The organism is Arthrobacter sp. P1_C12_2 (assembly GCF_056406415.1).
Window position 1 is genome coordinate 70,852 of record NZ_JBFUAF010000015.1, and the last position, 21,429, is coordinate 92,280.

At 67.1% G+C, this 21,429-nt stretch carries 18 protein-coding genes; 16 read left to right on the plus strand and 2 right to left on the minus strand.

Annotated elements, in window-relative coordinates:
• Positions 1-53: 53 nt before the first annotated feature.
• Positions 54-407, plus strand: a complete 354-nt coding sequence (locus AC1DZQ_RS15870) for an Rv2175c family DNA-binding protein (protein WP_026538795.1) — start codon at positions 54-56, stop codon at positions 405-407.
• A gap of 137 nt (positions 408-544) precedes the next feature.
• On the opposite strand, the gene AC1DZQ_RS15875 is transcribed toward AC1DZQ_RS15870, so the two are convergent.
• Together AC1DZQ_RS15875 and AC1DZQ_RS15880 are read right to left on the minus strand one after the other, a co-directional pair.
• Positions 545-1,639, minus strand: a complete 1,095-nt coding sequence (locus AC1DZQ_RS15875) for a polyprenyl synthetase family protein (RefSeq protein WP_476964400.1) — start codon at positions 1,637-1,639, stop codon at positions 545-547.
• Positions 1,636-2,163, minus strand: a complete 528-nt coding sequence (locus tag AC1DZQ_RS15880; protein ID WP_476964401.1) for a hypothetical protein — start codon at positions 2,161-2,163, stop codon at positions 1,636-1,638. Before AC1DZQ_RS15880 ends, AC1DZQ_RS15875 begins: the two co-directional genes overlap by 4 nt.
• A 205-nt stretch (positions 2,164-2,368) precedes the next feature.
• Here AC1DZQ_RS15880 and dinB point away from each other — a divergent pair, with 205 nt between their 5' ends.
• From dinB to ftsZ, 15 genes are all read left to right on the plus strand, one after another.
• Positions 2,369-3,547, plus strand: a complete 1,179-nt coding sequence (gene dinB, locus AC1DZQ_RS15885; protein WP_476964441.1) for a DNA polymerase IV — start codon at positions 2,369-2,371, stop codon at positions 3,545-3,547.
• 293 nt (positions 3,548-3,840) lie between these two features.
• A complete protein-coding gene (locus AC1DZQ_RS15890; RefSeq protein WP_476964402.1) occupies positions 3,841-4,212 on the plus strand; it encodes a DUF3040 domain-containing protein in 372 nt (123 codons plus the stop codon).
• Between the two features lie 414 nt (positions 4,213-4,626).
• Positions 4,627-5,055: a division/cell wall cluster transcriptional repressor MraZ gene (gene mraZ / locus AC1DZQ_RS15895; protein WP_028275887.1), complete on the plus strand. Its 429-nt coding sequence runs from the start codon at positions 4,627-4,629 to the stop codon at positions 5,053-5,055.
• A gap of 198 nt (positions 5,056-5,253) precedes the next feature.
• Complete coding sequence (rsmH, locus tag AC1DZQ_RS15900; RefSeq protein ID WP_476964403.1) at positions 5,254-6,252, plus strand: 16S rRNA (cytosine(1402)-N(4))-methyltransferase RsmH; 999 nt, start codon at positions 5,254-5,256, stop codon at positions 6,250-6,252.
• Positions 6,249-6,935: a cell division protein FtsL gene (gene ftsL, locus AC1DZQ_RS15905; RefSeq protein WP_476964404.1), complete on the plus strand. Its 687-nt coding sequence runs from the start codon at positions 6,249-6,251 to the stop codon at positions 6,933-6,935. Before rsmH ends, ftsL begins: the two co-directional genes overlap by 4 nt.
• A 41-nt stretch (positions 6,936-6,976) precedes the next feature.
• The gene (locus AC1DZQ_RS15910) at positions 6,977-8,779 is read left to right on the plus strand and encodes a peptidoglycan D,D-transpeptidase FtsI family protein (protein ID WP_476964405.1); all 1,803 of its coding nucleotides are present in this window, start codon (positions 6,977-6,979) and stop codon (positions 8,777-8,779) included.
• 161 nt (positions 8,780-8,940) lie between these two features.
• Positions 8,941-10,602: a UDP-N-acetylmuramoyl-L-alanyl-D-glutamate--2,6-diaminopimelate ligase gene (locus AC1DZQ_RS15915; protein WP_476964406.1), complete on the plus strand. Its 1,662-nt coding sequence runs from the start codon at positions 8,941-8,943 to the stop codon at positions 10,600-10,602.
• Positions 10,603-10,608: 6 nt separating this feature from the next.
• Positions 10,609-12,177 carry a UDP-N-acetylmuramoyl-tripeptide--D-alanyl-D-alanine ligase gene (locus tag AC1DZQ_RS15920; protein WP_476964407.1) on the plus strand — a complete coding sequence of 523 codons (1,569 nt, stop codon included), beginning with the start codon at positions 10,609-10,611 and terminating at the stop codon, positions 12,175-12,177.
• On the plus strand, positions 12,174-13,283 hold the full coding sequence (mraY, locus tag AC1DZQ_RS15925) for a phospho-N-acetylmuramoyl-pentapeptide-transferase (protein WP_476964408.1): 1,110 nt from the start codon (positions 12,174-12,176) through the stop codon (positions 13,281-13,283). The genes AC1DZQ_RS15920 and mraY overlap by 4 nt, the downstream gene beginning before the upstream one ends.
• Positions 13,265-14,866, plus strand: a complete 1,602-nt coding sequence (gene murD, locus AC1DZQ_RS15930) for a UDP-N-acetylmuramoyl-L-alanine--D-glutamate ligase (RefSeq protein WP_476964409.1) — start codon at positions 13,265-13,267, stop codon at positions 14,864-14,866. The genes mraY and murD overlap by 19 nt, the downstream gene beginning before the upstream one ends.
• Positions 14,867-14,868: 2 nt before the next feature.
• The gene (ftsW, locus tag AC1DZQ_RS15935) at positions 14,869-16,377 is read left to right on the plus strand and encodes a putative lipid II flippase FtsW (protein WP_476964410.1); all 1,509 of its coding nucleotides are present in this window, start codon (positions 14,869-14,871) and stop codon (positions 16,375-16,377) included.
• Between the two features lie 10 nt (positions 16,378-16,387).
• On the plus strand, positions 16,388-17,542 hold the full coding sequence (locus AC1DZQ_RS15940) for a UDP-N-acetylglucosamine--N-acetylmuramyl-(pentapeptide) pyrophosphoryl-undecaprenol N-acetylglucosamine transferase (protein WP_476964411.1): 1,155 nt from the start codon (positions 16,388-16,390) through the stop codon (positions 17,540-17,542).
• Between the two features lie 4 nt (positions 17,543-17,546).
• The gene (gene murC, locus AC1DZQ_RS15945; protein ID WP_476964412.1) at positions 17,547-18,947 is read left to right on the plus strand and encodes a UDP-N-acetylmuramate--L-alanine ligase; all 1,401 of its coding nucleotides are present in this window, start codon (positions 17,547-17,549) and stop codon (positions 18,945-18,947) included.
• Positions 18,940-19,866 (plus strand): cell division protein FtsQ/DivIB, encoded by a 927-nt coding sequence (locus AC1DZQ_RS15950; protein WP_476964413.1) that lies wholly within the window; start codon positions 18,940-18,942, stop codon positions 19,864-19,866. Before murC ends, AC1DZQ_RS15950 begins: the two co-directional genes overlap by 8 nt.
• Positions 19,867-20,109: 243 nt before the next feature.
• On the plus strand, positions 20,110-21,327 hold the full coding sequence (ftsZ, locus tag AC1DZQ_RS15955) for a cell division protein FtsZ (RefSeq protein ID WP_026266241.1): 1,218 nt from the start codon (positions 20,110-20,112) through the stop codon (positions 21,325-21,327).
• Positions 21,328-21,429 lie beyond the last annotated feature (102 nt).

Consider the following 21,429-nt stretch of genomic DNA (forward strand, 5'->3'; position numbering starts at 1 on the left):
TTTCTGCGGCTGCCGACTAGGCGGCGGGGCACCCGCCGTGGCAATCTTTATGCGTGAGTAATGTAGAAAGCCTCGTGGGCGAATGGCTGCCCCTGCCCGATGTCGCACAGCTTCTGAACGTATCTATTACCAAGGTCCATGCACTTCTGGACGAGCGTGCGCTGGCGGCTGTGAGAATCGGCGACCGGCGCATCAGGTCCGTGCCCGCGGCTTTCATCCAGGACGGGCATGCCGTGGAGAGCCTGAAAGGCACCATAGTTGTCCTCTCGGACGCCGGATACTCGGATGAGGAACTGATCAACTGGCTCTTCACCCCGGACGAGTCCCTCCGCGGCCGGCCGATCGACGCCCTGCGGGAAGGGCGCAAGACCGAAATTCGCCGCAGGGCCCAGTCACTGGCCTGGTAGGCACACGCCGGCAGTATCAATGCGCCGGCAGCATCCCTTAGACGTGCCATTACGGGCCGTGCACAGCGCAAACCGCCGTGCACGGCCCGCCGCGTTCCAGGCACCTCTTAAAGGGCGCCTTTGCCTTGAGTGCCGGGTCAGGCCGCGCGGCTGACCGTGGCCTCTGCCAGCCTGCGGAGCGCGGTCTTGGGCAGCTCCTCAATCGGCAGGAGGTCAAGGGCGGCGAAGGCGGCCTTGCCGAACTCCTCGATGAGTACTTCCGTGGCCTGGAGCGCGCCGCAGTCCACGATGATCCGCCGGATCTCCTCAATGTCCGCATCGCTGAGATCGGGGCTGCCGAGCTTGGCGTCGATGAACTCTGATTCGGCCGGCGGGGCCTGGTCCAGGGCGAACGCCACCAGGACCGTGCGCTTGCCCTCACGGAGGTCGTCCCCAGCCGGTTTGCCGGTGGTGACAGGGTCACCGAAGACGCCAAGGACATCGTCCCGCAGTTGGAACGCCTCGCCGAGCGGCAGGGCGAAGGCGGAATAGCCGCGCAGCAGCTCGTCGCCCGCGCCGGCCAGGGCGCCGCCCAGAGCGAGCGGGTGTTCGGTGGAGTACTTGGCCGACTTGAACCGGATGATGGACTGGGCCCGGCTGACGGCCCCAGCGCGGTCCCGCCTGGGTCCGGCGACCTCTTCAAGGATGTCGAGGTACTGCCCGGCCATCACTTCGGCGCGCATGAGGTTGAAGATCAGCCGTGCCGGGCTGCCGGAGGCGGCGCGGTGTCCGATTTCCGTGAACGATTCCTCGCTGAAGGACAGGCAGAGATCCCCGGTCAGAATCGCTGCCGCGTGGCCGAACCGCTCGCTGTCCAGCGCCCAGCCCTGGGCCTCGTGCAGTTCAATGAACCGGCGGTGGACGCTGGGGCCGCCCCGGCGCGTGTCCGAGCGGTCAATGATGTCATCGTGGATCAGGGCCGCGGCCTGGAACAGTTCCAGGGCCGAGCCGGCCGTGACCACTTCAGCCGCGCCGGCTTCCCCGCCGGCACCGCGCCAGCCCCAGTAGCACATGAGCGCCCGCAGGCGCTTTCCGCCCGTGACCAGGTTTGAGATCGAGCCCATGAGCGGATCGATGTCCGGGGAGATCGAGGACATGACGGCCTGGCGGCTGGTCAGGAACACGGTGAGCTTGCCGGCGACGGCGGCCACGAAATCCGCCTGCTCGAGCCGTAGCTGTTCGGCGAGACTCACTTGACGGACTCGGCAGCGACGTTCGCGCCGATCGTGAACGTGGACACGCCAGCGGTCTGCATGACGGCGATGTTCACGGTTTCGTTGTCACCGCGCAGGAAGTCCTTGGAAGGCAGGGCGCCGACGGTTTCACCGGGTACGGCCTTGAAGCCCTGCGCCTCCAGCCCTTTGGTGTAGAAGGCCAGGACATCGGCGGCGGGGGCCGTGATGCTGCCGACCAGGGCCACGGTTGCCGGCACGGTTGTTTTATCGAAGCTGCTGGAGACCACCTTCGCCCCGGGCATGAGCGCCAGGGGCTTCTGCGGGAAGCCGGGCACCAGGGCGCCGACCGTGGCCGATGTGCCGGGTTCCGCGGAAGGGCTGGGGGGAGCAGTGGTGGAGGACTGCGCTGATGCGTCCGGGTTCGGCGCCGGGGACGTCGCCGTGCTCCCGGTGCCGRCAGGCGTGCATGCGGCCAAGGCCAAAAGCGCGCCCGCCGCCGCGATGGCGGCCGCGGCACGTTTGCGCTGTCCAAATACCTTCACAGGGACTTTCCTCCTGGGGTTGAAGCGGAATCAGCCTCCAGTTTAGTCAGTTCCCGGGCATAGGATTGAAGACGTGGGGTCGGAAGCAGACAATCATCGGGCAGTTCAGCAGGGAGTGCAGACGAATATGCACCCTTACGAGCGCTCGAATGCGCAGCCCCACATCCAGCCCCCCGGCAACCTGAGCGGGGAATCCCTGCTGGAAATGCGGCGCAGCAGCATCATGCACGTGGACATGGACGCGTTCTTTGTCTCCGTGGAACTGCGCAGCCGTCCCGAGCTTAAGGGAAAACCCGTGATTGTGGGCTATCCGGCGGACCGCTCCGTGGTGCTCTCCGCGTCCTACGAGGCCCGCGCATTCGGCGTCAGATCAGCGATGCCCATGGTGGTCGCGGCACGCATGTGCCCCTCGGCTGTCATCATCGAGCCCCGCCACAAGCTCTACTACGAAGTCTCCGGCCAGATCATGGCAATCTTTGCTTCCATCACCGACCTCGTCGAACCGCTTAGCGTGGACGAGGCGTTCCTGGACGTCGGGGGAGCCATCCGGCGGCTCGGTCCGCCACGGGAGATTGGCGAACTCATCAGGGCACGCGTGGTCCGGGAATTGGGGATCACGGCATCGGTAGGCATAGCCGCCAGCAAGTTTGTGGCCAAGATCGCGTCCACCCGGTGCAAACCGGACGGGCTGCTGCTGATCAGGCCGGAGGAAACCGTCCCTTACTTGCACAGCCTTCCGGTCAGTGCGCTCTGGGGAGTCGGCGGCAAGACCGTGGAGGTGCTGGCCCGCCGGGGCATCAGGACGGTGGCGGACGTCGCCGCCTCGCCCCTGCCCTCGCTGCGCAAGCTGCTGGGCGCATCGGGGGAGCATGTCTACCGGCTCTCCTGGGGCATCGATCCGCGGCCTGTGACACCGGTCCGGCTGGAAAAGAGCATTGGAGCCGAGGAGACGTTCGCCACTGACACCGCGGATGACGCACTGCTGCACCGGGAACTGCTGCGCCTTTCGCACCGGACGGCGGAGCGCCTCCGCGGCGCCGGCATGCACGCCCGCACCGTGGCCCTCAAGCTGCGCTACGCGGACTTCTCCACGATTACCCGCAGCCGTACCGTGAGCACACCGATCGACAGCGCCCAACTCCTTTACGCCGTGGCGGTGCAGCTCCTGGAATCGGTGGGAGAGCGGCCCATGACAGTCCGGCTGGTCGGTATCCGGGCCGAACAGCTGGAGGAGGCCGCCGACGCCCCGCTTCAGCTCAGTCTTGACCGCCGGGACGACAACTGGCGGGCCGCCGAACAAGCCCTCGATGCTGTCACCCGGAAATTCGGCAATAAGTCCGTTCTACCGGCCCGGCTCCTGGATCCCGGGGGCACCTCCGAGTAAGCCCGGCCGGAATCCCTTGGCGGCGCCGCCCGTTCCCAAGGGTTCTGGCGGCGAAAGGGCCTTAAGACTGTCTTTCAGAACAGGCCGCAACAATCTATCCTTATTAATACCTAGGTTTAGGACTACTGGATCGACCGTTCGGGCGATCTGGCTAGCTAAGACCGGCACGGGACAGCTGAATTTCCCTTTTCACCAACGGCGGTGAAGGGGAACCACTTCGGAATCCCGGGCGTTAGGCGATTAGGGCATTGGATACGTCACGCCCGGACGTTGGCAGACTTGAGGAGGTCGTGATGCCGCTCTCGGAGCACGAACAGAAGTTGCTGGAGCAACTTGAGAAGYAGCTGAATGAGGACGACCCAAAGTTTGCAAGCTCGATGGGATCCGGACCCGCGCGCTCTTGGTCCACCCGCCACCTCGTCATGGGCGTGCTCGCGACCCTCGCGGGCGTGCTGCTGTTATTGGTCGGAGTGTCGACGCAAATCATCATCGTCGGGGTCGTGGGCTTTGTGGTGATGGGCGCTGGCGTCTATTTCGCCACGATGCGCAGTTCGGCTGTGGGCAAGGCCCGGGCAGCCGGCGGCCGCAAGCAGGGCAAGCCCAGGAGTTCGTTCATGAGCAACCTTGAGCAGCGCTGGGACGAACGGCACGGGGGAGAATCCTGAACGAATCCGTGATGGCCCCTTAGGCCCTCCACTTCCCGCCACCGGTACGCCGGGGGACGGCGCGAGACCCGCTTCGGCGGGTCTTTCGCCATTTAAAGCGGAATTTTTGCTGCGGTTTTGCTGTGATCCGCACACATAAGGGGCGACGGAGTCGAATTGTTTCACCCTGGCGCCGGTCCGCGCCGTGAAGCGGCGACGGCGAGTGAGGCAAGCAGGCAAAATCGCTCCACTTTCCCCCACCAATCCTGTTTCCCTGCAAATGCTGGGAAGAAAGGGGATGTACCTCCGCAAATTTGTCTAAACATCCCGGGCGTGTCGTTGACTGTGGAGCGATGTGGAGTAATGTGGAGGGCGTAAGAGGGTAGTTGCAACACAGGGGACGTTGGACTTTCTAGAACAGACGGGCGGTGGGCCGTGTTTCTCGGCACACATTCGCCGCGTCTGGACGAAAAAGGTCGAATTATCCTCCCCGCTAAGTTCCGCGAGGAACTTGCCAGCGGGCTGGTTCTCACAAGGGGTCAGGAGCGTTGCATCTACGTATTCAGTGAGGCGGAATTCGGCCGGGTTCACGAGCAGATGCGGGAGGCTCCAATTTCCTCCAAGCAGGCACGTGACTACATCCGTGTTTTCCTCTCTGGAGCCTCGGACGAGGTACCTGACAAGCAGGGGCGCGTGACGATTCCGCCGGCGCTCCGGGAGTATGCAGGTCTTGGCCGGGAACTCGCCGTCATTGGCGCAGGATCCCGCGCGGAGATCTGGGACGCCCAGGCCTGGAATGAGTACCTGGCCGAAAAGGAAACCGCCTTCTCGGAAACAGACGACGCCATCCCGGGGATTCTCTGAACCCCCGCTGATCCACCAGCAAACAACGTTCCTTGATCGAGATCTCCAGCCGCCCATCCGGTTGTTGTCCTGGCTCACTTCCCCGGAGCCAGGCCGGCGCTAGGTAGGCGCGGATGGGGATCTGGACCAAGGAACGTTGCGTAAGAGCAGCAACAAGCAAAGCGCAGCCATCAAAGCCGCCAACGAAAGGACGAAGGTATGACGGATCCCGACCAGGCGAAGCCGACGTCCGAACGCCATGTACCGGTCCTCAAGGACCGGTGCATCAATTTGTTGGCACCTGGCATCGAGGCTGCCCGGACCCGCGGCGAGACCCCCGTGGTGATCGACGCGACGCTCGGCATGGGCGGGCACTCCGAGGCCCTCCTGAAGCGCTTTGCGGACCTTCACCTGATCGGCATCGACCGCGACGAGGAAGCCCTGGCGCTGGCGGGGGCCCGGCTGGCGCCCTTCGAGAACCGGACCGACCTCGTTCACGCCGTCTACGACGAAATCCCGGACGTCCTCGAGGACCTGGGCTTCACCGAAGTCCACGGTGTGCTCATGGACCTTGGCGTCTCATCGCTCCAACTGGACGAGCGGGAGCGCGGCTTCGCGTACTCCTTCGACGCCCCCCTGGACATGCGGATGGACACCAGCCGCGGCCAGACGGCCGCCGACGTCGTCAATAACTACAGCGAAGAAGAACTCGTCCGGATCATCCGGAAATGGGGCGAAGAGAAGTTCGCCGGCCGCATCGCGAACAGGATCGTGGCCGCGCGCGCCGAAAAGCCCTTCACCACCACCGGCGAACTCGTCGAACAGATCCGGTCCGTGGTGCCCGCCGGTGCCGCCAAATCCGGCGGCCACCCCGCGAAGCGCACCTTCCAGGCGCTCCGGATCGAGGTCAACGAGGAACTGGACGTCCTCGAGCGCGCCATCCCGGCAGCGATCGAGGCCATCGCCCTCGGCGGCCGCGTGGTGGTCATGTCCTACCACTCCCTGGAGGACAAGATCGTCAAGGGCTTCTTCCAGGCCGGTTCGAAGTCCTCGGCACCGCTCGGCTTCCCGGTCGAACTCGAAGAGCACAAAGCCGAACTGAAAACCCTGACGAAGGGCACCGAGGTACCCACCGCCGCTGAAATCGCCGAAAACCCCCGCGCAGCTTCCGCCCGGCTGCGCGCCGTCGAACGCATCAAAGCCAGGAGAGCCGCATGAGCACCGCCGCCGTCAACAGCTACCCCGTTGCCCAGGGCGCCACTGCCCGTGCCCTGCCCGGCCTCCGCCCCGGCACTGTTCAGCCCCGGAAGGCACGCACCCCGCTTTCGCTGGTCCGCTCCGTACCCCGCAAGCGCCGCGCACCGTTCGTGGTCCTCTGCTTCGGACTCTTGGCGATTGCCCTCATGGCCGTGCTGGTCCTGAACATCTCCGTCTCCTCTGCCCAGTACAAGCTGGTCCAGCTCCGCAGTGAACAGACCACGCTGACCAAACAGAACCAGGACCTCACCCAGCAGGTCCAGAACTTCGACGCCCCGCAGAACCTCGCGGCCAGGGCCACGGAACTGGGCATGGTGGGTTCCCTCGCCAAGGGCCAGATCGACCTCTCCACCCTCAGCGTCACCGGCAAGGCCAAACCGGCCGTCAAGGGTGATGCCCCGGGCGCCGTCATCGCCGCACCGGCCGTCGCCGGGCAGCTCACGGTTGTCCCGCCCGTCACGGAGAACGAACCGCTCGCCCAGCGCGAGTCGGCGGACACCAAAGCGGCGGACACCAAAGCCGCAGACACGCTACCGGCGCCGGCAGCTGCAAAGCCCGCACCCGCACCGAAACCTGCTGCCCCCGCCGTGGAGCTCCACGGCGGATCGGTTCCCGCTCCCGCACAGAAGACGCCGGGGCAGTAACGTTCACTGACCACCAGCAAGGCAAGCAGCAAGGACTCACCGTGGCGAAGAACTCCGGCAAGGCAAGCAAGGCGAAAGCCCCAAACGCCACCCGGCGGCTCCGCGTGGGGCTCGGCATCATGCTGGCGCTCCTGCTGGTGGTCGGCGGCAAGCTGTTCATGGTCCAGGGCCTTGACGTCGGGGGCATGGCGGAGGCCGCCCTCAACAACCGGCTCACGCCAACGGTGCTGCCTGCGGAGCGCGGCAGCATCCTCGATTCCTCCGGCACGGTCCTGGCCAGCAGCGTCATCCGCTACAACATCGTGGTGGACCAGACAGTCAATACCAAGACCGACTCCTTCCGCCGGCTCGAGACCATCAATGGCAAGGACGAACTCGTCAAGGTCACCCGGGACCAGGGCATTTCCGAACTGGCCGGCGTGCTCGGCATGGACCGCGGCGCCCTGCGCGATGCCCTGACCGGAACCCAGCGCTACTACATCGTGGCCAAGGACCTGAAGCCGGACATCGAGGACGCGGTGTCCAAGCTGCAGATTCCCGGCATTGTCACCGAAGGCACCAGCAAACGCGTCTACCCCAACGGCTCCGTGGCCGGCGGAATTGTCGGGTTTCTCAAGGACGGCAGCACCGGACAGGCGGGCCTCGAGCAGACCCAGGACGAGATCCTCAAAGGGACACCTGGCAAGCGCCTGTTTGAAATCGGCGCCGACGGACTGCGCATCCCCGTGGGCGTGGACCAATTGACGCCGGCGGTGAACGGCAAGGACATCAAGCTCACGCTGAATTCGGACCTGCAGTACTTTTCCCAGCAGGCGATCCAAAGCCAGAAGGACAAGCTCAGCGCCGAGTGGGGTGTAATTGTGGTCCTGGATGCCAAGACCGGCAACATCGTGGCCATGGCCGATACCGATGCCCCGGATCCGAACGACCCCGGCAAGGTTGCCGCCGAGGACCGCGGGGTCCGGGCCGTCACCGCCGCCTACGAGCCCGGCTCGGTGGAGAAGATGATCACGGCCGCAGCCGCGATCCAGGAAGGGAAATCCAGCCCGCTGGACAGGTTCACCATTCCGCCGACCTACACCGTGGACGGACAGACCTTCAGCGACGCGTTCGAACACGGCACCGAGCAACGGACGCTGGCTGGAATTGTCGGCTACTCCATGAACACCGGCACAGTCATGGTGGGCCAGCGCCTGAGCAAGGACCAGCGCCATGACTGGCTGCGGAAGTTCGGCATCGGCGAGGCCCCCGACATCGGCCTTCCGGCCGAAGCCAAGGGCATCCTGTCGCCGGCCGACCAGTGGGACGGCCGCCAGCAATACACCGTGCTCTTCGGCCAGGGCGTCGCGCAAACCACCCTCCAGACCGTCCGGGCCTACCAGAGCATCGCCAACGACGGCGTGATGCTCCAGCCGCGGCTGATCGACAGCTACATCAACCCGGACGGAACCGAGGAAAAAGTCCCGGCCAAGGACCCGAGGCAGATCGTTTCCAAGGACACCGCCAAGCAGGTCCGCGACATCCTTGAGAGCGCCGTGACCGAGGGCGAGATCAAGGAAGCCGCGATCGACGGGTACCGGGTGGGCGCCAAGACAGGCACGTCCGAATCACCCTGCGACGACGGCAAGTCCGGGTTCTGCGGCTACACCGCCTCCATCATCGGAATGGCGCCCATGGACGATCCGCGGTTTATTGTTGAGGTGGTCCTGCAACGGCCCAAGGGAAGCATCTTCGGAATCACCAACGGACCGGTGTTCCGTTCGGTGATGAGCCAGACGCTGCGCACGTTCAACGTTCAGCCCTCCACCGGCGAACCCGTGCGGCTGCCGCAGTACGCCAAGTAGCGCCCGTTCCACCTGGCACCCGGAAGTCACCAGCCGGCGCCACTCCCACTGCCTGCGCGCCGGAGCATGTCCGCGTGGGCAGGTCCCGATCCACCAGGTCCCGATTCATCAGTGCCCGATTTATTAGTGCCCGACCCACTAGCACCACAACGGAGATCCACTTGTCAGAGCTCACCGACCCCGATGCTTCCGCGCCGTCCGGCCATGACTCCACTACAGGCTTTCGGCCTACTGCGGTTGCCGCAGTGCCGCTGGCAGCCATCGGTGAGGCGATCGGCATCGCCGTCCCCGGTGCGTCCCACTCCGTCCCGGTCACCGGGATCTCCCTGAATTCCCGGTCGGTCCGCCCGGGAGACCTGTACGTGGCCCTGCCAGGCGCCGCACGGCACGGGGCCGACTTCGTGTCCCAGGCCGTCGACGCGGGCGCCGTGGCCGTGCTGACAGACGGCGCAGGAGCGCGCCTGCTGGCGCTGGCCAATGACATTTCCGTTCCGGTGCTGCTGGCCGACGAGCCGCGCAGCGTGGTCGGCCGGCTGTCCGCACTCATTTACCAGAGCCGGCCCGACGGCGCCGGGGCACCGGCGCTTTTCGGGGTGACAGGCACCAACGGCAAGACCACCACCACCTACTTCATCAATGCCCTCCTGCGGGCGCTGGGCAAGCGGACCGGACTGATCGGGACGATTGAGATCCTGGCTGGCGGCGAGCCGATCCCGAGCCTGCTGACCACTCCCGAATCCACGGATGTGCACGCCCTTCTGGCGCTGATGCGCGAACGCGGGCTCGATGCCGCTTCCATGGAGGTTTCCTCGCACGCCGTGTCCTTCCACCGCGTGGACGGCGTGGTGTTCGACGTCGCCGGGTTCACGAACCTCACCCAGGACCACCTGGACCTGCACGGGACCATGGAGGAATACTTCCAGACCAAAGCCCGGCTGTTCACTCCGGAACGCGCCCGTGCCGCCGTGGTGACAATCGATGACGCCTGGGGCCGGAAGCTCGCGGCCGCCGCCGAAATCCCGGTCACAACCCTCGCCACGGCCGGGACCACCGGAGGCGGCCAGGCAGACGCCGATTGGACCGCGGACTGGACAGTGGCCCGAACGGCTCCGCGGGGCCTTGGCTCCGACTTCGTACTCCGGCACCGCGACGGCGCGGAGCTGCGCGTCCACACCGGCCTGCCGGGAGGCTTCAACGTCGCCAACGCCGCGCTGGCCACGGTGATGGTGCTCGCCGGCGGCCACGAGCCTGCCGCCGTGCAGGCCGCCCTCGACGCCGCCGACCCCTTCACCGTAGCCGTGCCCGGCCGGATGCAGCTCGTGTCCACGGCCCCGGCCGCCGTGGTGGACTTCGCGCACAACCCCGACGCACTGGCGCGCGCCCTCGAAGCCGTCCGGTCCCCGGAACCCGGATCCCGGGTGATCATCGTTTTCGGTGCCACCGGACAGCGGGACCAGAGCAAACGCCCTGCCATGGGGGCCATCGCGGCCCGGTTGGCGGACACCGTGATTGTCAGCGACGACGATCCCCACGACGAGGACGCGGCGGCCATCCGCGCGGACGTCCTTGCCGGGGCCCTGGCGGCCAGGGACGACGAAGGCCTAGACTGCACGGTCCTGGAGGTCTTCCCCCGCGACGCCGCCATCCTGAAAGCCGTAGAGCTCGCTGGCGTAGGGGACACCATCCTCGTGGCCGGGCGCGGGCACGAGGTGTGGCAGGAAGTCAAGGGCGTCAACCTGGCACTGGATGACCGGGTGGAGCTTCGGACCGCCTTGACAGCACGGGGATTCACCGTTCTCGAAGACCACCGGATAGAGTCCTAAACCGAGATGATTGCACTTACAGCGGCGGAAATCGCCGACATAACCAACGGCCGGCTCGCCGCGGAACCGGGAATTACTCCCGCCTCCGTGGTGACCGACTCCCGCGAGGCCACGGCGGGTTCCCTCTATGTGGCCAAACCGGGGGAGAACGCCGACGGACACGACTTCGTCGGCGCCGCCTTTGACCGGGGCGCCGTTCTGGCACTCGTGGAGCGCGAAGTCGCCGACGCCACCGGGACGAACTACCCGGCCGTCGTCGTCGAGGACGCTGTCCTTGCCATGGGCGCACTGGCCGCTGAAGCCGTCCGCCGGATCCGGGCCAGCCGCGCAGCTGCCGGCGTCGGGTTCACAGTGGTAGGCATCACCGGCTCCGCCGGCAAGACCACCACGAAAGACCTGCTCGCCGGAATCTTCGCGGCCGCCGGCACCGAAGGCGCCACTGTTGCGCCGCAGGGGTCCTACAACGGCGAGATCGGCGTGCCGCTCACCGTCTTCAAAGCCGACTTTGACACCCGCTACCTCGTCATCGAGATGGGTGCCACGGGCATCGGCCACATCCAATACCTCGCGGACATGGTCCAGCCGGAGATCGGCGTCGTCCTCGGCGTCGGCTCCGCCCATGCCGGGGAGTTCGGCGGCGTGGACAACATCGCAGTCGCCAAGGGCGAACTTGTGGAGGCGCTCCCGGCCGGGGGCACCGCCGTGCTGAACCTGGACGACTCCCGCGTCGCCGCGATGGCCGCCCGGACCCGGGCCCGCGTGCTCGGCTACACCTCCCGTGCGGCCAGCATAGGCCAGGACAACAGCGTCCAGACCAACGCGGCCCAAGCCGATGTGGTTAGGGCCGTGGATGTGGAACTGAATGCCGACGGCCATCCGGAATTTGAGCTCCACCTCCCCGGCGACGGGACGGCACAGCACGGATCAACCCGGCATCACGTCGCCGCCAAGCTGATCGGCGCCCATCACATGGCCAACCTCCTCGCGGCCGCGGCCGCGGCGCACGCGGCCGGCATCCCCGGCGCGCAGATCGCGGCCTCGCTCAGCGCACAGACCGCCGCCAGCCGCTGGCGGATGGAGCGCACGGAGCGTCCCGACGGCGTGACCGTCATCAACGATGCCTACAACGCCAACCCGGAGTCCATGCGGGCAGCACTGCGGACACTGGCCGAGCTGGGCCAGGGCCGCCGCACCTGGGCCGTCCTGGGCGCCATGCTGGAATTGGGCCCGGATTCCATCCGCGAGCACATCGCAGTCGGCACCCAGGTGGTGCGGCTGAACATCTCCCGTCTCGTCGTGGTGGGCCGGGAGGCGCGGTCGCTATACGTCTCCGCCGTCAACGAGGGCTCCTGGGGCGACGAATGTGTTTTCGCCGAGACTGCGGACGAGGCCTACGAGCTTCTCCAAGCCGAGCTCCAGCCCGGCGACCTGGTCCTGTTCAAGTCATCGAACGGCATCGGGCTGCGCCACTTGGGGGATCGGATAGCATTACCCCCACATGCCAGCCAAGACTCTCCCGAGCGAACTGCTGAGGGAACTGCCGCAACCGCCACCGAAGGGAGTGCACAGCTGTGATTGCACTGCTGATGGGCGCCGGAATGGCGCTGCTCCTCGCGTTTGTGGGCACCCCGCTGTTCATCCGGTTCCTGGTCCGCAAGGGCTACGGGCAATTCATCCGGGACGACGGACCCACCTCCCACCACACCAAGCGGGGCACGCCCACGATGGGCGGCGCCGTTGTGGTCCTGGCGGTCCTCGTCAGCTACGGGCTCACGCACCTGATCATGTGGATGATGAACCCGCACTCACCGGGACCAAGCGCCTCCGGACTGCTCCTGCTGTTCCTCATGGTGGGTATGGGGCTGGTCGGATTCCTCGATGACTTCATCAAGATCTCCAAGCAGCGCAGCCTGGGCCTGGATGCCAAGGCCAAGCTGATCCTCCAGGGCGCCGTTGGCATCATCTTTGCCGTGCTGGCGCTGAATTTCCCGAATGCCGCCGGCCTGACCCCGGCGTCCACCCAGATCTCGCTGGTGCGCGATATTCCGTGGCTTAACCTCGCCTTCGCCGGAACCGTGCTCGGCGCCATCTTGTTTGTGCTGTGGTCCAACCTGATCATCACGGCCGCAACCAACGGCGTGAACCTCACCGACGGCCTCGACGGCCTGGCCGCCGGCGCTTCGGTCATGGTGTTCGGGGCCTACACGCTCATGGGCATCTGGCAAAGCAACCAGGCCTGCGGATCCCCGCGGCAGGCCGGTAGCGGCTGCTACTCGGTCCGCGACCCCCTGGACCTGGCTCTGCTGGCCGCCATCCTGAGCGCGGCGATGGTCGGGTTCCTGTGGTGGAACACCTCGCCCGCGAAGATCTTCATGGGCGACACCGGCTCCCTCGCCATCGGCGGCGCCGTCGCAGCCTTCGCCATCCTGTCCCGCACTGAACTGCTGTTGGCCTTCATCGGCGGGCTCTTCGTCCTCATCACGCTCTCGGTCATCATCCAGGTGGGCTACTTCAAACTCACCAAGGGCAAACGGTTCTTCAAGATGGCACCGCTGCAGCACCACTTCGAGCTCAAGGGGTGGGCCGAAGTCACCGTGGTGGTCCGGTTCTGGATCCTTTGTGGGTTGTTTGTCGCCGCCGGCCTGGGCATCTTCTACGCCGAATGGGTGGTGCTGCTGTGACCGGACCCATCCCCGCCCCGCTCACCACCTCGCCCCGGCTGCAGGAACTCACCACCTGGGATTCCGACTGGTCGGGCCTGCGCGTCGTGGTCACCGGCATCGGCGTGTCCGGCTTCGCCGCCGCCGATACCCTCATCGAACTCGGTGCCCGGGTGGTGGTGGTGGATGCCGCCACCAGCGCCAAGGCGCTGGCCCAGGCCGACACGCTCCGGATCGTCGGCGCCGTGGACGTCCTGCTGGGCGAGGAGGCGGTGGAGTCCGTTCCGAAGATCGACGGGCAGAAGCCGGACCTGGTGGTCACGTCCCCGGGCTGGCGCCCGGACCAGGCCCTGCTCGCCGCCGCGGCGCGGGCGCACATTCCGGTGTGGGGCGACGTCGAGCTCGCCTGGCGGCTGCGTGAACGCAAGGGCCGCAAGACCGCCGACTGGCTGGCCATTACCGGCACCAACGGCAAGACCACCACGGTTGGCCTGACCGAGTCCATGCTCCAGGCCGCCGGACTGAAGGTGATCGCCGTCGGCAACGTCGGGACTCCGATCCTGGACGCCCTGCGCGACCCCGTGGACTACGACGCCTTCGCGGTGGAACTGTCCAGTTTCCAGCTGCACTGGAGCCACTCGGTCTCACCGGTGGCCAGCGTCTGCCTCAACGTCGCCGAAGACCACGTGGACTGGCATGGCTCCTACGCCTCCTACCTGGCCGACAAGGCCAAGGTCTACGCAAACACGCAGAAGGCCTGCATCTACAACGCCGAGCAGATCGAGACCGAACGCATGGTCGAGGACGCGGACGTGGTGGAAGGCTGCCGGGCCGTGGGATTCACCACACTGACGCCGGCCATCAGCATGCTCGGCGTCGTGGAGGGGCTGCTGGTTGACCGGGCGTTCATCGAAGAACGCAAGGACAGCGCGGCCGAACTCGCCTCGATCGCCGACCTGGGACATGTGGCTCCGCGCCACATGGTGGCCAACGCGCTGGCAGCCGCCGCCCTGGTCAGGGCCTACGGGGTGGAGCCGTCGGCCGTCCGCCAGGGCCTGCTGAACTACCTTCCGGGAGACCACCGGATCCAGCTGGTGGCCCGGCATGAGGGTGTGCTCTGGATCAACGATTCCAAGGCCACCAACCCGCATGCCGCCGCAGCCTCGTTGTCCGCGTTCCAGAATGTGGTGTGGATCGCGGGAGGCTTGTCCAAGGGCGTGAATTACGACTCCCYGATCCAGGAACAGGGCAGCCGGCTCAAGGCCGTGGTCCTGATCGGGGCGGACTCCAGCGATCTGCAGGCCGCCCTGAAGCGACACGCGCCCGATGTCCCCGTGATCGGGCAGGGCAAGGGCGAGACTGAAGACGTGCAGACTGCCGGAACGGCCAAAGCCGACGCAGGCCCTTCGCCGATTTTCGGCGAGACTGTGATGGCCCAGGCCGTTGCCTCGGCGGCGCAGCTGGCCGCCTCCGGGGACACTGTGCTGCTGGCCCCGGCTGCTGCTTCCATGGATCAGTTCTCTTCCTATGCTCACCGTGGCGATGCCTTCATCGAAGCTGTCCGCGAGCTCGTGGAAGGGCAGGCTCAGACCAGCGAGGAGTAACAATGGTCAGCACGCCCACACGTACGACGGCGGCACCATCCGCCAGAGGCGGTGCCAGCAGTGGCGGGGCCACCAGTGGCAAGTCCGCCGGCAGGGCCCCCGTCACCCGCATCACCCCGGTGGCCAGGGTGCGTGCCTGGAACCGCGGATTCTGGTCCGCCCTCGAAGGCACCGGCAAATCCCGCAACGGATCCACGTACTACCTGATCCTTGGCTCCACCCTGGCCCTGACGGCGATCGGCATCATGATGGTCCTCTCGGCCTCCAGCGTGGAAGCCATCGCCGCGGGGGAGTCACCGTACTCCGCCGCCCTCAAACAGGGCGGATTCGCCGCGATTGGCGTCTTCGCGATGTTTGTCCTCTCACGCGTCAACGTCGTCTGGCTCAGGCGAATCGCTTGGCTTGTCATGGGGCTGGCCATTGCGCTGCTGGGCCTGGTCCTTCTCGTGGGACGCAGCGCCCTGGGCAACCAGAACTGGATCGACGTCGGCCCTTTCACCTTCCAGCCCTCCGAAGCCGCCAAGCTTGCCCTCGCGCTCTGGATGGCCACGGTGCTGGACCGCAAAGCCAAGCTCCTCCACGAATGGCGCCACGCGCTCATTCCAGTCGTGCTCCCGGGCGCCCTTGCGGTCCTGATCCTGATCCTGGCCGGAAACGACCTCGGCACGGCCATGATCGTGATGATCATCGTGGCCGCCGCGCTGTTCTTCGCCGGCGTGCGGCTCTACCTTTTCGGCTTCGCCGGGGCGTTCCTTGCCCTTGGCGCGACGATCCTCGCCGTCACGAGCCCGAACCGGATGTGTCGCATCCTGTCATGGACGGGCCAGACCTGCGCCGACGGCTCAGACCTGAACTACCAGTCCACCAACGGTCTGTACGGGCTCGCATCCGGCGGGTGGTTCGGCGTCGGACTGGGCCAGAGCCGGCAAAAGTACAGCTGGATCCCGGAAGCCCACAACGACTTCATCTTCGCGATCATCGGCGAGGAACTCGGACTGGTCGGGACCCTCGTCGTCCTGGTCCTCTTCGCCATCCTCGGCACCGCCATCTACCGGGTGGTCGTCGCCCAGCACGATGTCTTCCACCGCGTCCTGGCCGGCGCGATCATGGTCTGGCTGCTCGGCCAGGCCAGCGTCAACATGGCCGTGGTCACCGGGCTGGCACCGGTGATCGGCGTCCCGTTGCCCTTCATTTCCTACGGCGGCTCGGCCCTGCTGATGTCGCTGTGCGCAATCGGCGTCGTCCTGTCGCTGGCCCGGGCCCAGATGGACCCGGGCATGCAGCCGAAGAAGATGCTCAAGTTCGGCCCGGCCGCCTTCGCGAATTCCGTGCGGAGGGCCCGCGCTGCCCGGGCCGCCAGAACGGCCGCCAACCGATCCGCCGCCAGCACTGCCTCCAGCCGAACCGCCGCCCGCACCGCTGCCCGCCCCAAGATCCCCACAAGCAGGAACCCCGCCGCCAAGAACCCCGCCGCCAAGAAATCAGCCTCCACGAACCGTACGAAAGCGTAAACAGCCCTTCATGAATACCGAGTCGACCTTGTCCGTGGTCCTTGCCGGCGGCGGAACCGCCGGCCATATCAGCCCGCTGCTGGCCATCGCCGGCGCCCTCCGGCTGTCCCGGCCTGGAGTGCAGCTCCTGGCTGTCGGGACCCCCGGGGGAATGGAAGCGCGGCTCGTCCCGGCGGCCGGCCTGGATCTTGCCACGATCAGCCGGGTCCCCCTCCCGCGCAAGCCTTCCGCGGATCTGTTCCGGCTTCCGGGCCGGATGGCCGGTGCAGTGAAGCAGGCGGGCTCCATCCTGGATGAGGCAGGCGCCGACGTCCTGGTGGGAGTCGGCGGCTACGTGTGCACGCCGATGTACCTCGCGGCCCGGCGCCGGAAGATCCCGATCGTGGTCCACGAGGCCAACACCCGTCCCGGTCTGGCAAACCGTGTTGGCGCAAGCCTCGGCGCCCACGTGGCAGTCGCCTTCGCCGCAACCAAACTGGGCCGCGCCCGGCACGTCGGCATGCCCATGCGCCCCGAAATTTCCGGCCTCGACCGCGCGGCTGCCCGGGCCGGCGCCCGGCAGGCGCTCGGACTGGACGCGGACAAACCGACGCTGATCGTTACCGGCGGCTCCTCGGGGGCCCAGAGCATCAACCGGTCCCTCGCCGCGGCCGTGGGTGCCCTCGCCGACGCCGGAGTGCAGACCCTGCACATCACCGGCCGCGGCAAGTCGGTGCACGATGCCGACGGCAAGCCGCTCGCCGCGCCAGGCTACCGGCAGGTGGAGTACGTGGACGGCATGGAAACCGTTTACGCCGCGGCGGACCTGCTGCTGGCCCGTGCCGGAGCTGCCACGGTCTGTGAGGTGGCCGCCGTGGGCGTGCCCGCCGTCTTCGTCCCCCTGCCCATCGGCAACGGAGAGCAGGCGCTGAACGCCGCGGGCCTTGTCGCCGCAGGAGGCGCGTTGATCGTCGATGACAAGGCCTTCTCCGCTGACTGGATCAGCGGGAACATCATTCCCCTGCTGCTGGACACGGACAGGCTGGCCCGGATGGGCGCCAGCTCCGAACAGCTCGGTATCCGGAACGCGGACCGGCGCATGGCCGATCTCATCCTCGAAGTCGCGTTCTCAAATGAGCAGAGCGGGAATCGACACGGTACAAACCAGCACGGCAGGAAGCAGTAGAGCAATGACCCAGCCCCAACACGGCACGCGTGCCCTGGAATCCCTCGGCCGCGTTCACTTCATCGGCATCGGCGGCGTCGGCATGTCCGCCGTTGCCCGCATCATGGTGGCCCGCGGCATCCCGGTGAGCGGTTCCGACGCCAAGTCCCTGCCCGTCATGGCTGACCTCGCGGCCGCCGGGGCCCGGATCGCCGTGGGCTATGCTCCCGGCAACCTGGGAGACGCCCAGACGGTGGTCGCCGGTTCTGCGATCCGGTCCGACAACCCCGAGCTCGCAGCGGCCCGCGCCGCCGGACTCCCGGTGCTGCACCGCTCCGAGGCACTCGCCGCCACCATGGGGGATGACGCTGTGGTGGCAGTCGCCGGAACGCACGGCAAGTCCACCACGACCTCCATGATCACGGTGCTGCTGCAGGGCGCCGGACTGGACCCGTCCTTCGCGATCGGTGCCAACGTCCCGGCGCTCGGGGTCAACGCGGCGCACGGCACGGCGGGGATCTTCGTCGCCGAGGCCGACGAGTCGGACGGCTCCTTCCTGAACTACCGCCCCACGATCGCCGTGGTGACCAACGTCGAGCCGGACCACCTGGACTTCTACGGCACAGCAGAAGCCGTCTATGCCTCCTTCGACAGCTTCACGGCGCTGCTCCCGGCCGACGGCGTCCTGGTGGCCTGCGCGGACGACCCCGGGGCCAGGGCCCTCGCCGAGCGCACCCTGGCCCGCGGCAACACCCGCGTGGTCCTGTACGGGACGGCGGACGACGCCGCCATCCGGCTGCACGACGCTGGACCTGGCCGCATGGGGATCTCGACAACGGCGGGCACCTTCGGCGTCGAACTCCAGGTTCCGGGCCGGCACAACGCGCTCAACGCTGCCGCCGCCTTCGCCGTGGCGGTCGAGCTCGGCGTCGCGCCGGACACCGCGGCGGCGGCACTGGCCCACTTCTCCGGGGCCTCACGCCGTTTCGAGTTCAAGGGGGAAGGCCGCGGCGTCCGCGTCTACGACGACTACGCCCACCACCCCACGGAAGTCCGCGCCGCCCTGTCCGCGGCACGGGCGGTCGCCGGGCCGCACAAAGTGCACGTGCTCTTCCAGCCCCACCTGTTTTCCCGGACCCGTGAATTTGCCACCGAGTTCGCCGAAGCGCTGAACACGGCGGACACGGCCCTGGTCCTGGACATCTATCCTGCGCGCGAGGATCCCATTCCCGGCGTCACCAGCGGGCTGATCGCCGAGCACCTGGGCTCCGGCGGCCGCCTCGTCGGACCCGGCGGGGAGGCTGTGCAGGCGCTGCTGGCGGCCGCCGGACCCGGGGACATCGTGCTGACCGCCGGCGCAGGTGACGTCACGGCCTACGGGCCGCTGATTGTCGAGGCCCTGACGGCCGAGGCCGCCGGTGCCTAGCACCAGGCGCCCCACCTACCGGGGCGGATCCGGCACCGCCGGAACCAATGCTGCCGGAACCGGCTCCCGGCCGCCGTCCGGCGGAACGGGCACGGATGTCATTTCGGCGTCCAAGAACGCCGCGGACACCGCCGGCGGCCCGGCCCGCAACGCACAGAACCCGCGGAACCCGCAGGGGACACCGGACAGCGGGCCCGACAATGTGCTGTCCTTCCCCGAGCCCAAGGGCAAGCGCCGGCGGCGGATCCTGCTCAGCACCATCGGGATCGTGGCCGTGCTGATGGCGGGCATCGTCGCGGCTGCCGTCTACTCGCCGGTGCTCGCACTGCGTACGGTCACGGTGGAGGGCACAAAGCTGCTGCATCCGGATCAGGTTCAGGCCGCCCTCGCGCCCCTTCAGGGCAAGCCGCTGCCGCAGATCAGCGAGGAGGAGGTCACAGCCCTGCTCAAGCCGCTGGTCCAGGTCAAGGACGTCACGGCGAAGGCGCTCCCGCCCGCCACTTTGCAGGTGCACGTCACCGAACGCATCCCCGTGGCCCTGGTCAAGCAGGGCAAAACGTTCCAGCTGGTGGACGTCGACGGTGTCCAGCTCAGCACCACCGCGGATGCCGCCTCGGTACCGCTCCCGGTGATTGACGGCGGCAGCGGCACGCTGCCGAAGGACCTGTTCCAGGCCATCACGGCGGTGCTGGGGGCCCTGCCGGCGGATGTGCTGGCGCGGCTCTCAAACGCCTCTGCCGCGTCCGCCGACGCAGTCGAACTCAAACTCGTCGACGGGCAGACAATCCTCTGGGGCAACGCGGGGGAGAAGGAGCTGAAAGCGCGGGTTCTTTCGGCCCTCCTGAAGGTCCCGGCAGACCCGAAGATCCCGGTGAAGGTCTACGATGTCAGCGTTCCGCGGCACCCTGTCACCCGGTAGCCGACGCCAGCGGGATGTCCAGCGAAACGTCCAGCCGGTCGCGGGACTACATACAGGGGCTATTTGCCCGGTATTCGCGCGACACGCCCCGGGCGGTTATTGAATGTCCCCCGCATAGGAAATACCGTCACAGACATGAGTTACTTGACATAACTATAACCTTCAAGTCGAAGGTTAAGGTTCAAAGCTTCAAGCAAGACTCGATCAGTTTTCGCATTAGTACACGAACAAGGGACACGTAACGTGGCAGCTCCGCAGAACTACTTGGCCGTCATCAAGGTCGTCGGCATCGGCGGCGGTGGCGTGAACGCAGTCAACCGCATGATCGAGGTCGGTCTTCGCGGCGTCGAATTCATCGCGATCAACACCGATGCGCAGGCATTGTTGATGAGCGATGCCGACGTCAAACTCGACGTCGGGCGTGAGCTGACCCGTGGACTCGGTGCTGGCGCGAACCCTGAAGTCGGCCGGCAGGCCGCGGAGGACCACGCCGATGAAATCGAAGAGGTCATCCGGGGCGCAGACATGGTCTTCGTCACCGCCGGCGAAGGCGGCGGAACCGGAACGGGCGGCGCCCCCGTCGTCGCCCGGATCGCCCGTTCCCTTGGCGCCCTGACAATCGGCGTCGTCACGCGCCCCTTCACCTTCGAAGGCCGCCGCCGGGCCGGTTCCGCCGAGGCCGGCATCGACGCGCTGCGCGATGAAGTCGACACCCTGATCGTGATCCCGAACGACCGCCTGCTCTCCATCAGCGACCGCAACGTCTCGGTCCTGGACGCGTTCCGTTCCGCCGACCAGGTTCTGCTCTCCGGTGTCCAGGGCATCACGGACCTCATCACCACCCCCGGCCTGATCAACCTCGACTTCGCCGACGTCAAGTCCGTCATGCAGGGTGCCGGTTCCGCGCTCATGGGCATTGGTTCTGCACGCGGCGAAGACCGGGCCGTCAAGGCTGCGGAGCTGGCCATCGCCTCCCCGCTGCTGGAAGCATCGATCGACGGCGCGCACGGCGTCCTGCTCTCCATCCAGGGCGGCTCGGACCTTGGCCTCTTCGAAATCAACGAGGCAGCCCGCCTGGTCCAGGAAGTCGCCCACCCGGAGGCCAACATCATCTTCGGCGCCGTGATCGACGACGCCCTTGGCGACGAGGCACGCGTCACCGTCATCGCCGCCGGCTTCGACGACGTCAAGGCCACCTCGCCGTCCATGGACCAGTCCCTGCCGGCCGCGCCGCAGCGGCCCACGTCCGCGGCGCCCGCCCCGGCGCAGGCACCCGCCTCCGCCCCGGTCCAGCCGCTGCACGCCACTGTCGGCGCCTCCGGCTACGGCGGCTGGGGCCAGCAGCGTCCCTCTGCGGTACCGGCCGACTCGGGCTTCGACGTCGACCTGCCGGCCGTCGTGGAGCCGGACCTGTCCGGCCGTCACTCCGATGACCTGGATGTCCCGGACTTCCTCAAGTAAATCGTTCCGCTTCAGCATGGCACCGCCGTCCGGCGGTGCCATGCTGCTTTGCGGCGGGTTACGGTGGATTGTATGAACGCAGGTATTCCGGACATGTTGATG